Genomic DNA, 13,997 nt, shown 5'->3' on the forward strand with positions numbered 1-13,997 from the left:
TACGCTCACCTCATGCGCCGAGCAAAAATCGTATGTACCCTGGGACCCGCCACCGACTCATACGACCAGATCAAAGCCCTGGTCGAAGCCGGAATGGACATCGCCCGCCTCAACCTCAGCCACGGCACCTACGCCGAACACGAGGAGCGCTACGAGCGCGTGCGCAAGGCCGCAGACGAGACCGGCCGCAGCGTCGGCATCCTCGCCGACCTTCAAGGCCCGAAGATCCGCCTCGGACGCTTCACCGAAGGACCCGTACTCCTTGAACGCGGCGACACCTTCACCGTCACCGTCGAGGACACCCCCGGCGACCGCCACACCTGCGGCACCACCTACAAGGGCCTCGCCGCCGACGTCACCCCCGGCGAGCGCATCCTCGTCGACGACGGCCGTGTGACCCTCGAAGTCACCGCCGTCGACGGCCCCCGCGTCCACACCCGCGTCATCGAAGGCGGCATGGTCTCCGACCACAAGGGGCTCAACCTCCCCGGCGTCGCCGTCTCCGTCCCCGCCCTCTCCGACAAGGACATCGACGACCTCCGCTGGGCGCTGCGCACCGGCGCCGACGTCATCGCCCTGTCCTTCGTCCGCACCGGCCGCGACATCGACGACGTCCACCGCATCATGGACGAGGAAGGCCGCCGCCTCCCCGTCATCGCCAAAATCGAAAAGCCCCAGGCCGTCGAGAACATCGACGACATCGTGGCCGCCTTCGACGGCATCATGGTCGCGCGCGGCGACCTCGGCGTCGAGATGCCCCTGGAACAGGTCCCGATCGTCCAGAAGCGCGCCGTCAAGCTCGCCAAGCGCAACGCCAAGCCGGTCATCGTCGCCACGCAGATGCTCGACTCGATGATCGAAAACAGCCGGCCCACGCGAGCCGAGGCCTCCGACGTCGCCAACGCCGTCATCGACGGCACCGACGCCGTCATGCTCTCCGGCGAGACCAGCGTCGGCAAATACCCCGTCGACACCGTCAAGACCATGTCCCGCATCGTCGAAGCCGCCGAAGAGGACATCCTCGCCAAGGGCCTCCCGCCGCTCACCGAGCGCAGCAAGCCCCGCACCCAGGGCGGAGCCGTCGCCCGCGCGGCCGCCGAAATGGGCGACTTCCTCGGGGCCAAGTTCCTCGTCGCGTTCACCCAGAGCGGCGACACCGTCCGACGCCTCTCCCGCTACCGCTCTCCCATCCCCCTCCTCGCCTTCACCCCCGACGCCGCGACCCGCTCCCAGCTCAGCCTCACCTGGGGCGTCGAAACCTTCCTCGGCCCCCACGTCGACTCCACCGACGCGATGGTCGCCCAGGTCGAGGAAGAGCTCCTCCGCATCGGCCGCTGCGTCCCCGGCGACACCGTCGTCATCACCGCCGGCTCGCCTCCCGGCGTCACCGGCTCCACCAACCTCGTCCGCGTCCACCGCATCGGCCGCCCCGTCCGCTGACGCGTACACCCCAGGCACCCCGCACGCCCCCGCCACCACCTCCGGCGGGGGCGCCCGCACACCCGCCGGCAACGATCCGCCACCACTCCGCCGGAACCACTGCGTCACCGCCCCGGCACCCGGCACAATCCCCGCGACGACCACGGAACACCCGGCTCTACCCACCTCATGGAGAAGCCCGTGCCGCCGCAGGAGATCCCGATCACCCTCACGCCCGAACAAGCCGCCGCGGGCACCGTCCTCAACCTCCCCCTCCGCGACGGCGCCACCGCACGCCTCTCACTCCCGCCCACCCGACACGGCGACCTCGTCCGCGGACGGATAGCGGGCCAGGAGGTCCTCTTCCGCATACAGGTGGCCGGCGCCCCGCCGCCGGCCCGGAAGGGCAACCCCCTCGGCTGCCTCCTCGCCGTCCTCGGCGCCGCCGCGCTCGTCGCCGGCATCGCCGCCCTCGCCGACGACGACACCGACACCACCGCCGACAAGCGCCCCGCCGCCGGCTCCTCCGCCCGCCCCTGGACCCCGGCGCCCCTCCCCACCCTCGACCTGCCGGACCTCGGCACGCCCACCAGCGCCGCCCCCCAGCCCAGCCCGTACGACGAAGGCACCTGCCTCAACGGCACCCTCCCCGACTCGACCACCGCGACCCGCGTTCACAACGTCAACGAAGTCCCCTGCTCCGCCGCCGACGCGCACTACAAGGTCATCCAGCGCTTCCCCTTCACCACGGAGATGGAGCGCTGCCAGGCCAACCCCAGGACCGAGTACGCCTTCTCGCACAGCTACACGCGCAACGGCGTCCCCATCAACCAGTACGTCTACTGCCTCGTCGGCATCGGCAGCTACGCCCGCCGGTAGCTAGTGCTTCGGCCCGACGTGCATGTCCATGAGCGCCACGGACTCCCTGCGGGCGATGGAGGTGTTGTGCTGGTTGGCGCGCGTCCAGCTCACCCCGAGGCGGTCCAGGGTGGTCGTCAGGAGGGCGGTGATGTCCGCCGACTTGTTGGTGAAGAAGTAGCGCGGGTACTCGTACCGCTTGCCGTTGCGGACGGTCCAGTTGGTGATCCGGCATCCGTCGGAGTGGATCAGACCGCGGACGAGGGCCCACGGGTGGGTGTCGACCATGGCCTGCTGCCAGGGGAGCAGGTGGATGCGGCGGTCGTGCTTCTTGCCCGGGGCGTGCTGGGGGAACAGGCAGGTCCAGTGGTGTCCGAAGCTGGTCACCACGACCCAGCCGGACCGCTTCAGGACGTAGACCCGGTTCGTCGGGCGGACGGCGGCTATCGCTGCCCGGCACAGTTCGATCAAGCCGGGCCAGGCCTCCCCGCAGGCGATGCGCAGGTGGTGTCCCCCGCGTGGGTGGGGGCTGATGCAGCCGTCGCCGAGATAGAGGCCGAGCAGATAGACGTAGGCCTCCTGGTCGGCGGGGCCGACACATTCGGTGTCCCGGCCCGTGCGGCGGAGCGGCTCGATTCGGATCCGCCAGGCGCGCAGGGCGGAGCGGGAGATGCCGGTCTCGGCGCTCACCGAGTTCAGGCTGCGACCTTGCTCGACCAGAGCGAGGGCTCGTCGACGGGTGGCGATGTCGTACATGTGCGCGACGTTTGCGCAGAAGGACGCCGTAGATCGCCCGAAACGGGTCTCGTTCCCCGGAAAGGGTGATGGTCACGCGCTGTCGCGTGACCATGGAATTCAAGGAAAAGTGCCCCGGGTCGGACTCGAACCGACACTGTATGGGTTTTGAATCCATCGCCTGCTGCCAATTGGGCTACCGGGGCCCAACGAATCGAAGGTTGTCATCGACCCGCTGCGTGTCCACCTTACCGCAGCTAGGTAGGCTCGGGGGAGCTTGTCTGCCCCGCATCGAGGAGCCCACCGTGACCGCCGAGCACGAGTCGACGCCCACGCCCGACGCCGACCAGTCGCACGTTCCGCCGCTGACGACCCGCGTCGTCATCGCCGAGGACGAGGCGCTCATCCGTCTCGACCTCAAGGAGATGCTCGAGGAGGAGGGCTACTCCGTGGTCGGCGAGGCCGGCGACGGGCAGACCGCCGTCGAGCTGGCCCGGGAGCACCGCCCGGACCTGGTCATCCTGGACGTGAAGATGCCCGTCCTGGACGGCATCTCGGCGGCGGAGAAGATCGCCCAGGAGTCGATCGCGCCGGTCCTGATGCTGACGGCGTTCTCGCAGCGCGAGCTCGTGGAGCGGGCGCGGGACGCCGGGGCCATGGCGTACCTGGTGAAGCCGTTCAGCAAGAGCGACGTCGTGCCGGCCATCGAGATGGCGGTGTCGCGGTTCGCGGAGCTGCGGGCGCTGGAGAAGGAGGTCGCGGACCTCGCGCAGCGGCTGGAGACCCGGAAGCTGGTGGACCGCGCGAAGAGCATCCTGCAGACGCAGTACGGGCTGTCGGAGCCGGCGGCGTTCCGGTGGATCCAGAAGACGTCTATGGACCGGCGGATGTCGATGCAGCAGGTCGCGGAGGCGGTCATCGAGGACGCCGAGGAGAAGAAGAACGCGGCCAGGCAGGGCTGAGGCCCGCCCCGCCGGACGGCACGCGCGTACAGACGGGTGAGGCCCGCCACCGGAATCCGGTGGCGGGCCTCACCCGTGTGCGGGCGGTGCCGCGGCGGTCAGTCCTCGCCGAGGTAGGCCTTGCGGACGTCCTCGTTGTGGAGGAGCTCCTGGCCGGTGCCCGAGAGGACGATCTTGCCGATCTCCATGACGTGCGCCTGGTCGGCCAGGGAGAGCGCGGCCTGGGCGTTCTGCTCGACGAGGAGGATCGTCATGCCCTGGGCCTTGAGTTCCGCGATGGTGGACATGATCTTGTGCATCATCAGCGGGGAGAGGCCCATGGAGGGCTCGTCCAGCATGAGCAGCTTCGGGCGCGACATGAGCGCGCGGCCCATCGCGAGCATCTGCTGCTCGCCGCCCGAGAGGGTGCCGGCGGCCTGCTTGCGGCGCTCGCCCAGGATGGGGAAGAGCTCGTAGGCGCGCTGGATGTCCTTCTCGATGCCTTCCTTGTCGTTGCGGAGGAAGGCGCCGAGCTGGAGGTTCTCGGCGATCGTCAGCCGGGGGAAGATGTGGCGTCCCTCGGGGGAGTGGGCGAGGCCCAGGGAGACGATCTTGTGGGCGGGGACGGTGCCGAGGGGCTGGCCGTCGAAGGTGATGGTGCCGCCGCGGGGCTTGATGAGGCCCGAGAGGGTGCGGAGGGTCGTCGTCTTGCCGGCGCCGTTGGTGCCGACGAGGCAGACGATCTGCCCGGTCTCGACGGTGAAGGAGATGCCCTTGACGGCCTCGATCTTGCCGTAGGCGACCTTGAGGTCGTTGACCTCCATCAGTATGGTCACTTGGCTTCTCCGTCCTTGCTGGTGGTGCTGTCCGCGTCGGCGGCCGGCTCCGTGTCGGTTCCGGCCTCCTCTGCGGTGTCGGCGTCGGCCGGGGTGTCGGCGTCGTCCGCGGTATCGGCGTCGTCCGCGGTGTCGTCGTCCTGGCCTTCGGCGTCGGCGGCGTCCTCCTCGGTGTCCCCGGCCTTGGCCGGGGCGTCCGCCTTCGCCGGGGCGGCGGCCCCGGCGGCTTCGGCGGCGTGCTGCTCGGCGGCCTCGACCTCGGCGGCCTCGGCGGCGCCGGGGGCGCCGTCGAAGGGCTCGCCGAGGTAGGCGGCGATGACGCGCTCGTCACCCTGGACCTCCGCGGCGGTGCCCTCGATGAGCTTCTCGCCCTGGACGAGGCAGGCGACCCGGTCGCACAGGTTGAAGATGAAGCGCATGTCGTGCTCGATGACGAGGACGGCGATGCCCTTGTCCCGGATGGCGAAGATGAGCTCCTCGGCCGCGCGGGTCTCCTGCGGGTTCATGCCGGCGGTCGGCTCGTCGAGGAGCAGGAGGCCGGGGTCGCTGGCGAGGGCGCGGGCGATTTCGAGCTTGCGCTGCTCGCCGTACGGGAGGTTCTTCGCCAGGTGCTGGGCCTTGTGCTCCAGGCCGATGAACTCCAGGAGCTCCATGGCCCGGGCCTCGGAGGCGGCTTCGGCCTTCTTGAAGCCGGGGCCGCGCAGGAGGGCCGACCAGAGGCCCTCCTTGGTGCGGGTGTGGCGTCCGACGAGGACGTTCTCCAGCACCGTCATGTTGGAGAAGAGCCGGATGTTCTGGAAGGTGCGGGCGATGCCTGCCTGCGTGACCAGGTGGGGCTTGGGCGGAAGGACGGTGCCCTTGTAGCTGACCTTGCCCTCGGTGGGGACGTACAGGCCGGTGAGGCAGTTGAAGAAGGTGGTCTTGCCGGCGCCGTTGGGGCCGATGAGTCCGACGATCTCGCCCGAGTTGACCTGGAGGTCGACGCCCTTGACGGCGGTGAGGCCGCCGAAGCGCATGGTGACGCCGCTCGCGTCGAGGACGGTCTCGCCGGCCGGTGCGGCGGCGGGCTTGGTGGTGGTGTCGGTGGTGGTCGTCATGGTGTTCACGCACCCGCCTTGGCGGTGGCCAGGTCGGTGGGGGCCTGGTCAGCGGTGTCGTCGTGGTACTCGAGCTTGGCGCGCTTGTCGGCGATGAGGCCTTCGGGGCGCAGGCGCATGAGCAGGATGAGGGCGATGCCGAACCCGAGGAGCTGGTAGTCCTGGAGGAACTGGAGCTTCGCGGGGATCAGGAAGAGGAGTGCGGAGCCGAGGATGGGTCCGCGGATGGTTCCCATGCCGCCGAGGATGACGGCGGCGAGGAGGAACGCGGAGTTCGGCGGGACGGGCCCGGCGAAGACGTAGTTCTCGGGGACGACCGTGGTGTTGACGTGTGCCTGGACGGTGCCGGCGAGGCCGGCGAGGGTGGCGCCGAGGGCGAAGGCGATGAGCTTGACGCGGAAGCCGTTGATGCCCATGGCTTCGGCGGCGGTCTCGTCCTCGCGGATGGCGACCCAGGCGCGTCCGATACGGCTGTTGCCGGCGCGGGCGAACACCAGGATGACCAGGGCCATGACCAGCAGCATCAGCAGGTAGTAGTTGGCGTAGGCGCCGAGCGTGATGCCGAAGACGTTGTGGGCCTCGCCGAAGTTCCACCCGAAGAGTTCGAGGTGGGGGATGTTCGGGATGCCGTTGGGGCCGTTGGTGATCTTGGGGCCGGAGGTGCCGTCGAGGTTGCCCATGGCGATGCGGAAGATCTCTCCGAAGCCGAGGGTCACGATGGCGAGGTAGTCGCCGCGCAGGCGCAGGGTCGGTGCACCGATGACGACGCCGAAGACGAGGGAGGCGATGGCCCCGACGATGACGGCGGCCCAGAAGGGCAGGTGGACACCGAAGGCGGAGGCGGTGCTTCCGGAGACCAGGGCGGCGGTGTAGGCACCGACGCCGAGGAAGGCGACGTAGCCGAGGTCGAGGAGGCCGGCGAGGCCGACGACGACGTTGAGGCCGAGGGCGACGGTCGCGAAGATCAGGATGTTGACGGCGATCAGGGTGTAGGTGTCGCCGCTCTGCTGGATGAACGGGAAGCCGATGAAGGCGGCCGCGGTCGCGATGAGGGCGACCTGGCGGTGCCGGCCGGTGATCGCGGCGAAGCGGTCGGGGAGACCGGACTTCATCAGGCCCGTGGCGGCGAGGCCGACGGTGATCAGGTACGCGATGAAGAGCTGCGGTTCCTTGTCATCGGTGTCGATGCCGAACGTGATGACGTAGAGGCCGAGGGCGTAGACGCCGACGATGATGAGGATCTCGGCCCAGGAGGGGAGGGTGCCCGCGGGGGCGGCCTTGCGCTTGTCGTCCGCGAGCTTGAAGGCGGCGGCGGCCGGGACCAGCGAGGCGAGGGCGGCGACCCAGGCTCCGGGCTCCAGGTGGACGAGGCCGCCGAGTTCGACGGCGATCGAGCCGACGGTGAAGACGGTGGTGGCGGCCGCGCCGGCGGCGAGGAAGCGGAGGGTGGCGCTGTGGCCGTTCGGGGCGAGCCAGCCGAGCCCCTTGGTGCCGAGGGCGGAGAGGGCGTAGAGCCCGGTGAGGAGTGCGCCGACCAGGGTGAGCATCTGGAGGGGCGCGGGGTACCCGTAGAGGGTGAGGTTGCCCGGGAAGGCGGTGGTGTACGTCCACGCCAGGAAGGCGCTGATGACGGTCAGGGCGGAGCCGCCGGTGATCGCGTACAGCAGGGTCCTGTTGGCGGTGGCGGGCTGCGCGGCCACGGTGGCGGGGGTGGTTTCGGTGGTGGTCATGGTTCTCACGCCCGATCCGTGACGCGCTGGCCGAGCAGGCCTTGGGGCCGCACGAGGAGGACGACGATGAGGAGGACGAAGGCCCAGACGTTGGCCCAGGCGCCGCCGCCGAGCTGCTCCATGCCGGGGATCTCCTCGATGTAGGCGATCGAGAGGGCCTCGGCGAGGCCGAGCACGACGCCGCCGACCATGGCGCCGTAGATGTTGCCGATGCCGCCGAGGACGGCCGCGGTGAACGCCTTGAGGCCGAGGATGAAGCCCATCTCGAAGTTGATCTGGCCCTTGTCGACGCCGTACGCGACGGCGGCGACGGCGGCGAACGCGGCACCGATGGCGAAGGCCATGACGATGATGCGGTCGGTGTTGATGCCCATCAGCTTGGCGGTGTCGGGGTCCTGGGCGGTGGCCTGCATGGCGCGGCCGCTGCGGCTCTTGGAGACGAAGACGCCGAGGGCGAGCATGCAGAGCGGGGCCAGGGCGAGGACGAAGGCGTCGGCGCGCTGGATGGCCAGGTTGTCGGTGATCTGGAAGGCCTTGCCGGTGAACTCCGGGAAGGTGACGGCCTTCTTGGCGTTCGGGTAGAACTGCCAGACGAGCTGCTGGAGTGCGATCGAGAGGCCGATGGCGGTGATGAGGGGTGCCAGGCGCGGTGCCCCCCGCAGCGGGCGGTAGGCGAAGCGCTCGGCTGCGGTGGCCACGGCGACGGAGGCAAGGGCGCCTCCGAGGATCATGAGGGGTATCGCCACCAGGAGCGAGGTTCCGCTCGGGAGTGCGGTGTAGGTGGTGAGGGCGCCGAAGCCCCCGATCATGAAGATCTCGCCGTGGGCGAAGTTGATGAGCTGGACGATGCCGTAGACCATGGTGTACCCGATGGCGATGAGGCCGTAAAGGGCACCGAGGGCAAGGCCGTTGGCCAGCTGTTGCGGCAGTTCGTGCACCGCAGGGCCTCCGATGTGCGTGTCGGATAAGAGTCCGCGCGAGGGCGCTGTTTGCGCCCTCGCGCGGCTTGGTTCTTGGGGTCGGTCAGGTGTGGGCGCCGTCAGGCGCGGCGACTACTGGTTGAAGGTGTCGCTCTTGACGTCGACCCACTTGCCGCCCTCGACCTTGTAGACCGTGAGCTGCTTGTTGGTGGTGTCGCCGAACTCGTCGAACGAGACCTTGCCGGTCACACCGTCGAAGGAGACCTTGCCGAGGGCCTCGACGACCTTGGCGCGGGCGTCGGCCGGGACCTTGCCGCCGTTGGCGGCGACGACGGCCTTGACCGCCTGGACGATGGCCCAGCCGGCGTCGTACGAGTAGCCGCCGTAGGCCGCGTACGGGTCCTTGTAGCCGCCGGCCTTGTAGTCCTCGATGAACTTCTTGGCGGTGTCGAGCTTCTCGACGGGGGCGCCGATGGAGGTCGCGAGGTCGCCGTCGTTGGCCTCGGCGGAGGCCGAGATGAAGGCCGGGTCGTAGATGCCGTCGCCGCCGAAGAGCGGGATGGCGGCGCCGGTCTTCTTGATCTGGTCGGAGAGCAGGCCGCCCTCGGGGTACTGGCCGCCGAAGTAGACGGAGTCGGCGCCGGAGGACTTGACCTTGTCGGCGGTCGAGGAGAAGTCGGTCTCCTTGACGGTGACGTGGTCGGTGCCGACGACCTCGCCGCCGAGCTTCTTGAACTCCTCCGAGAAGATGCCGGCGAGGCCGGCGCCGTAGGTCTGCTTGTCGTCGACGACGAAGACCTTCTTCTTGCCTGCGTCCTTGAAGAGGTACTGGGCGGCGAACTTGCCCTGGACCACGTCGGTGGCGGCGGTGCGGAAGTAGGTCTTGAAGGGGCGCTTGAACTCGCCCTTGCCCCAGTTGTCGCCCTGGCTCAGGGACGGGTTGGTGTTGGCCGGGGAGACCTGGGCGAGGTTCGCCGAGGCGAAGACGCCCTGCATCTGCTGGGCGACGCCGGAGTTCAGGGGGCCGACCACGCCGAGAACGTCCTTGTTGCCTACGAGCTTGGTGGCGTTTGCCTGGCCGGAGGCAGGAACTGCCTGGTCGTCGAGCGCTTCGACCTTGAATTCGACGCCGGGGACTTCGTTGTTCTTGTTCGCGGTCTTGGCCGCGAGGTCAACGGAGTTCTTGATTCCCTGGCCGAGGGCCGAAAGGGATCCGGTGAGCGGGGCGTCGACGCCGATGACGACGACGGTCTTGCCGCCGCCGGCGTTGTCGCCGGTCTTCGCTTCGTCGCGCGAACCGCAGGCGGTGAGGGTCAGTGCTCCCGTGGTGATCACGGTGGTAAGGACGAGCAGAGAACGGTGTCGCACGATTCTTCCTTTCCCTGGCGCGGCTGCCCCGAGTTGGGGCTGTGCCGATGGGTCGCCGGGCCGCACTGGGAGTCCACGGCCGTGCTGGGGTGCGCCCTGTGGCGCGGTGACTGGCCGTGACTCTAGGCCGCGGTGGGGAGTGGGGGGAGCGGGGAAAGGAGGATGTGACTGTCTTGTTATGCCAAGGCCAAGAATGTGAGGCCGGAGTAGGGACAGAACGGACGTTTGGCGCCCGGGGGCATTGTCCGCATCGTGAGAATTCGCGGGTTCTCTAAGGGGCTTGAGGGCCTCATGGTCCTGTCATAGATCAAAACCGGCCGAATGTCGCAGGGAGTGTCCGAAAGAATCGCGGGAGCGGCATTCCGCGCACGTAAAAGGGGATTCTGTGGGGCGTGGTCATTACTGACGGTAATGACTGTTCTTGATCCACTTCGGGTGGTTGGGCCCTGGTGCGGGGGCGGGGGAGTCGTGCGGAACGCCCCCCACCGGCCCCGACCTGCACCGGCCCGCTCCGGGCCCCTGCCGCCCGGAAGCCGGACACCGCACACGGGAATCCGGTCACCCGGCCGGGCTCGGCGCCCGCCGGTGCTCCGAACTCCCGGTCGCTCCGCCCTCGGCCGCGCAGCGCTCGGCGACGACCCGGTCGACAACTTCAAGTGCCTTGTTCCGCCCGTGAGTTCGCTCCACGGCCCGACCTGCGGCGACGGCATCCTCGTGGATCGCGAACTGGGCGTTCGACAGCCCCTTCTGCTCCCAGTCCAAGCCGGCCCACCTGCCGCCTGCGAGGGCCTCTTTCGCCCAGTACGACACGAGAGCAGAACAGATCTCGGCAGGGGAGGACGGGCGCGGCGCGGCCGCCGGGGCGGACTTGGGCGGGGCCGGAGGGGCGGCCGGGGTGCAGGCGGCGGAGGCTGCGAGCGGGGCGGCTGCGAGGAGTGCGACGGTGGTGGCGTGGGCCGCGGAGCGGCCGAGCGGACGCATGCCGTCGACGGTAGGCCGTCACCTTCGGTGACACAACGCCGGGCCGCCTCCCTGACGCAATCCCGCCCCGGGCCTCGCGCCCTGACGGCGGCTCAGAGGCCGGCGCCCCCGGTTTCGGGAAGGGGTGGGGAGGGGAACCGCTCCGCGCAGCGGCCGCCCCCTCCGGCTGCCCTGCCCCGCCCGGCCTTCCGCCGCATGCCCCCGGCCCGGCGTGGTGGTCAGCCCGCGTCGCGCAGGAGGCAGGTGAGCCGGGCGCTGCAGACCCGGCGGTCCTGCTCGTCGCTGATCACGATCTCGTACGTGGCCGTCGAGCGGCCCCGGTGCACCGGCGTGGCCACGCCGGTGACGAGGCCGGAGCGCACCCCGCGGTGGTGCGTGCAGTTCAGGTCGACGCCGACGGCGATCTTCCCGATGCCGCCGTGCAGCATCGCCCCGACGGAGCCGAGCGTCTCGGCGAGGACCGCGGAGGCCCCTCCGTGGAGGAGCCCGTACGGCTGGGTGTTCCCCTCGACCGGCATGGTGCCGACGACGCGCTCGGCGGAGGCCTCCAGCACGCGGATGTCCATCCGCTCGCCCAGGTGTCCCGCCGAGAACAGCGCCGGCAGGTCGATGCCGAGGGCGGCGTACTCGTCGAGGACCTCCTGCGGGAACTTCACCGCGTGCTGCTCGCCCATGGGCCGTCTCCGTTCTGCGGGTGTCAACGCTCGTTAACGCCCTTCCTATCAGGCTGCTGAGCGAGCGCTTGCTCCGGGGCCGGTTCGAAGCGGACGACGACGGACTTGCTGGCGGGGGTGTTGCTGGTGTCGGCGGTGGAGCCGAGGGGGACGAGGACGTTCGTCTCGGGGTAGTAGGCGGCCGCGCAGCCGCGTGCGGTCGGGTAGTGCACGACGCGGAAGCCGGGAGCGCGCCGCTCGACGCCGTCCTTCCACTCGCTGACGAGGTCGGTGTAGGAGCCGTCGGCGAGGCCGAGCGCCGCGGCGTCCTCGGGGTGGACGAGGACCACGCGGCGGCCGCCCGTGATGCCGCGGTAGCGGTCGTCCAGGCCGTAGATGGTGGTGTTGTACTGGTCGTGGCTGCGCAGGGTCTGCAGCAGCAGGCGGCCTTCGGGGACGCGCGGGTACTCGACGGGTGCGGCGGTGAAGTTGGCCTTGCCGGTGGCGGTGGGGAAGCGGCGCTCGTCGCGCGGGGCGTGGGGGAGGCGGAAGCCCTCGGGGCGGGCGGCGCGCGCGTTGTAGTCCTCGAAGCCGGGGATGACGCGGGAGATGCGGTCGCGGATGGCGCGGTAGTCGCGCTCGAACTCCTCCCACGGGGTGGCGGAGGCGCCGCCGAGGACGGCGCGCGCGGTACGGGCGACGATGGCGGGTTCGGAGAGCAGGTGGGGGGAGGCCGGGGCGAGGTTGCCGCGGGAGGCGTGGACCATGCCCATGGAGTCCTCGACGGTGACGAACTGGCGGCCGGTGGCCTGGACGTCCCGGTCGGTGCGGCCGAGGGTCGGCAGGATCAGGGCCTGCCGGCCGGTGACGGCGTGCGAGCGGTTGAGCTTGGTCGAGACGTGCACGGTGAGGGCGGCGCGGCGGACGGCGGCCTCGGTGACGCCGGTGTCGGGGGTGGCGGCGACGAAGTTGCCGCCCATGGCGAAGAGGACCTTCGCCCTGCCGTCGCGGAGGGCCTCGATGGCGCGGACGACGTCGTGGCCGTGGTGGCGGGGGGAAGTGATCCCGAACTCCCTGTCGAGGGCGTCGAGGAAGGCGGGGGCGGGCCGTTCGAAGATGCCCATGGTCCGGTCGCCCTGGACGTTGGAGTGGCCGCGGACGGGGCAGACGCCGGCGCCGGGGCGGCCGATGTCGCCGCGGAGCAGCAGCAGGTTGACGACTTCGCGGATGGTGGCGACGGCGTGCTTGTGCTGGGTGAGGCCCATGGCCCAGCAGACGATGGTGCGCTCCGACGCCAGGACCATGGCGAGGGCGCGTTCGATCTCGGGGCGGGTGAGGCCGGTCGCGGTGAGGGTCTCGGCCCAGTCGGCCTTCCGCGCGGCGGCGGCGAACTCCTCGTAGCCGTGGGTGTGTTCGCGGACGAAGTCCTCGTCGACGGCGCCGTCGGCCTCGATGACCAGCTTGTTGAGGAGCCGGAAGAGGGCCTGGTCGCCGCCGATGCGGATCTGCAGGAACAGGTCGTTCAGGGGGGTGCCGCGGAGCATGCCCAGGGGGGTCTGCGGGTTCTTGAACCGCTCCATGCCGGCCTCGGGCAGCGGGTTCACCGAGATGATCTTCGCTCCGGAGGCCTTCGCCTTCTCCAGGGCGGAGAGCATGCGGGGGTGGTTGGTGCCGGGGTTCTGCCCGGCGACGATGATCAGGTCGGCCTGGTGCAGGTCGTCCAGGCTGACGCTGCCCTTGCCGATGCCGATCGTCTCGGTGAGCGCGGAGCCCGAGGACTCGTGGCACATGTTGGAGCAGTCGGGCAGGTTGTTCGTGCCGAACTCGCGGGCGAACAGCTGGAAGAGGAACGCGGCCTCGTTGCTGGTGCGGCCGGAGGTGTAGAAGAGGGCCTCGTCGGGGGAGTCGAGGGCGTTCAGCTCCTCGGCGATGATCTCGAAGGCGCGCTCCCAGGAGACCGGCGCGTAGTGGTCGGCGCCCTCGGCGAGGTGGACGGGCTGGGTGAGCCGGCCCTGCTGGCCCAGCCAGTAGCCGGAGCGGGAGGCCAGGTCGGCGACGGAGTGGGCGGCGAAGAAGCCGGGGGTGACCCGGCGCAGGGTGGCCTCCTCGGCGACGGCCTTGGCGCCGTTCTCGCAGAACTCCGCCGTGTGCCGCTTGTCGCCCTCGGGCCAGGCGCAGCCGGGGCAGTCGAAGCCGTCCTTCTGGTTGACCTTGAGGAGGGTGCGGGCGGTGCGGGCCAGGCCCATCTGCGCCTGGGCGATCCTCAGGGTGTGCCCGATGGCGGGCAGGCCCGCCGCGGCGTGCTTGGGGGGCGCGACCTGCGGCGCGTCCTGGACGGGATCCCCTGCGGGCGGCTTGGCGGCCATGTCGGTCCCCTTCGGGCATGTCGGGTGGTGCGTGCCCGGCGGGCCCGGGCGTCTTCGCCTGTACGTCCGATCCTGTCACGCCCGGGCCAGGTC

The 13,997-nt window shown here is 70.3% G+C and carries 12 protein-coding genes and 1 tRNA gene; 3 read left to right on the forward strand and 10 right to left on the reverse strand.

The annotated features are described in order from the left end of the window. Window positions 1–12: 12 nt before the first annotated feature. Both pyk and MUK52_RS23590 read left to right on the forward strand, forming a co-directional pair. On the forward strand, window positions 13–1,440 hold the full coding sequence (pyk, locus tag MUK52_RS23585) for a pyruvate kinase (RefSeq protein ID WP_114057126.1): 1,428 nt from the start codon (window positions 13–15) through the stop codon (window positions 1,438–1,440). Window positions 1,441–1,608: 168 nt separating this feature from the next. Further along, a complete protein-coding gene (locus MUK52_RS23590; protein WP_284579819.1) occupies window positions 1,609–2,298 on the forward strand; it encodes an LppU/SCO3897 family protein in 690 nt (229 codons plus the stop codon). On the opposite strand, the gene MUK52_RS23595 is transcribed toward MUK52_RS23590, so the two are convergent. Continuing rightward, window positions 2,299–3,033: a transcriptional regulator gene (locus MUK52_RS23595; protein ID WP_284579821.1), complete on the reverse strand. Its 735-nt coding sequence runs from the start codon at window positions 3,031–3,033 to the stop codon at window positions 2,299–2,301. A gap of 110 nt (window positions 3,034–3,143) precedes the next feature. Next, window positions 3,144–3,218: transfer RNA gene (locus tag MUK52_RS23600), tRNA-Leu, on the reverse strand. A gap of 99 nt (window positions 3,219–3,317) precedes the next feature. Here MUK52_RS23600 and MUK52_RS23605 point away from each other — a divergent pair. After that, window positions 3,318–3,974, forward strand: coding sequence for an ANTAR domain-containing response regulator (locus tag MUK52_RS23605; protein ID WP_114057124.1), 657 nt, complete (start codon window positions 3,318–3,320; stop codon window positions 3,972–3,974). A gap of 98 nt (window positions 3,975–4,072) precedes the next feature. Here MUK52_RS23605 and MUK52_RS23610 read toward each other — a convergent pair whose 3' ends face one another. The 8 genes from MUK52_RS23610 to MUK52_RS23645 all read right to left on the reverse strand — a co-directional run bounded on the left by MUK52_RS23610 (window position 4,073) and on the right by MUK52_RS23645 (window position 13,904). Further along, window positions 4,073–4,789 (reverse strand): ABC transporter ATP-binding protein, encoded by a 717-nt coding sequence (locus MUK52_RS23610; RefSeq protein WP_284579825.1) that lies wholly within the window; start codon window positions 4,787–4,789, stop codon window positions 4,073–4,075. Continuing rightward, a complete protein-coding gene (locus MUK52_RS23615) occupies window positions 4,786–5,886 on the reverse strand; it encodes an ABC transporter ATP-binding protein (protein WP_284581759.1) in 1,101 nt (366 codons plus the stop codon). Before MUK52_RS23615 ends, MUK52_RS23610 begins: the two co-directional genes overlap by 4 nt. A 5-nt stretch (window positions 5,887–5,891) precedes the next feature. Continuing rightward, window positions 5,892–7,616 (reverse strand): branched-chain amino acid ABC transporter permease, encoded by a 1,725-nt coding sequence (locus MUK52_RS23620; RefSeq protein ID WP_114057122.1) that lies wholly within the window; start codon window positions 7,614–7,616, stop codon window positions 5,892–5,894. Between the two features lie 5 nt (window positions 7,617–7,621). Then, the gene (locus MUK52_RS23625; protein WP_114057121.1) at window positions 7,622–8,554 is read right to left on the reverse strand and encodes a branched-chain amino acid ABC transporter permease; all 933 of its coding nucleotides are present in this window, start codon (window positions 8,552–8,554) and stop codon (window positions 7,622–7,624) included. A 114-nt stretch (window positions 8,555–8,668) separates the two neighbouring features. Next, the gene (locus MUK52_RS23630; protein WP_114057120.1) at window positions 8,669–9,904 is read right to left on the reverse strand and encodes a branched-chain amino acid ABC transporter substrate-binding protein; all 1,236 of its coding nucleotides are present in this window, start codon (window positions 9,902–9,904) and stop codon (window positions 8,669–8,671) included. Between the two features lie 558 nt (window positions 9,905–10,462). Next, window positions 10,463–10,885, reverse strand: coding sequence for a hypothetical protein (locus MUK52_RS23635; protein WP_284579830.1), 423 nt, complete (start codon window positions 10,883–10,885; stop codon window positions 10,463–10,465). 218 nt (window positions 10,886–11,103) lie between these two features. After that, entirely contained in the window at window positions 11,104–11,559 is a 456-nt protein-coding gene (locus MUK52_RS23640) for a PaaI family thioesterase (RefSeq protein ID WP_114057118.1), read from the reverse strand. Between the two features lie 23 nt (window positions 11,560–11,582). Next, window positions 11,583–13,904: an FdhF/YdeP family oxidoreductase gene (locus tag MUK52_RS23645; RefSeq protein WP_284579833.1), complete on the reverse strand. Its 2,322-nt coding sequence runs from the start codon at window positions 13,902–13,904 to the stop codon at window positions 11,583–11,585. Window positions 13,905–13,997: the final 93 nt, after the last annotated feature.

It is taken from the genome of Streptomyces sp. 2P-4 (genome assembly GCF_030167965.1).
Taxonomy (GTDB): domain Bacteria; phylum Actinomycetota; class Actinomycetes; order Streptomycetales; family Streptomycetaceae; genus Streptomyces; species Streptomyces globosus_A.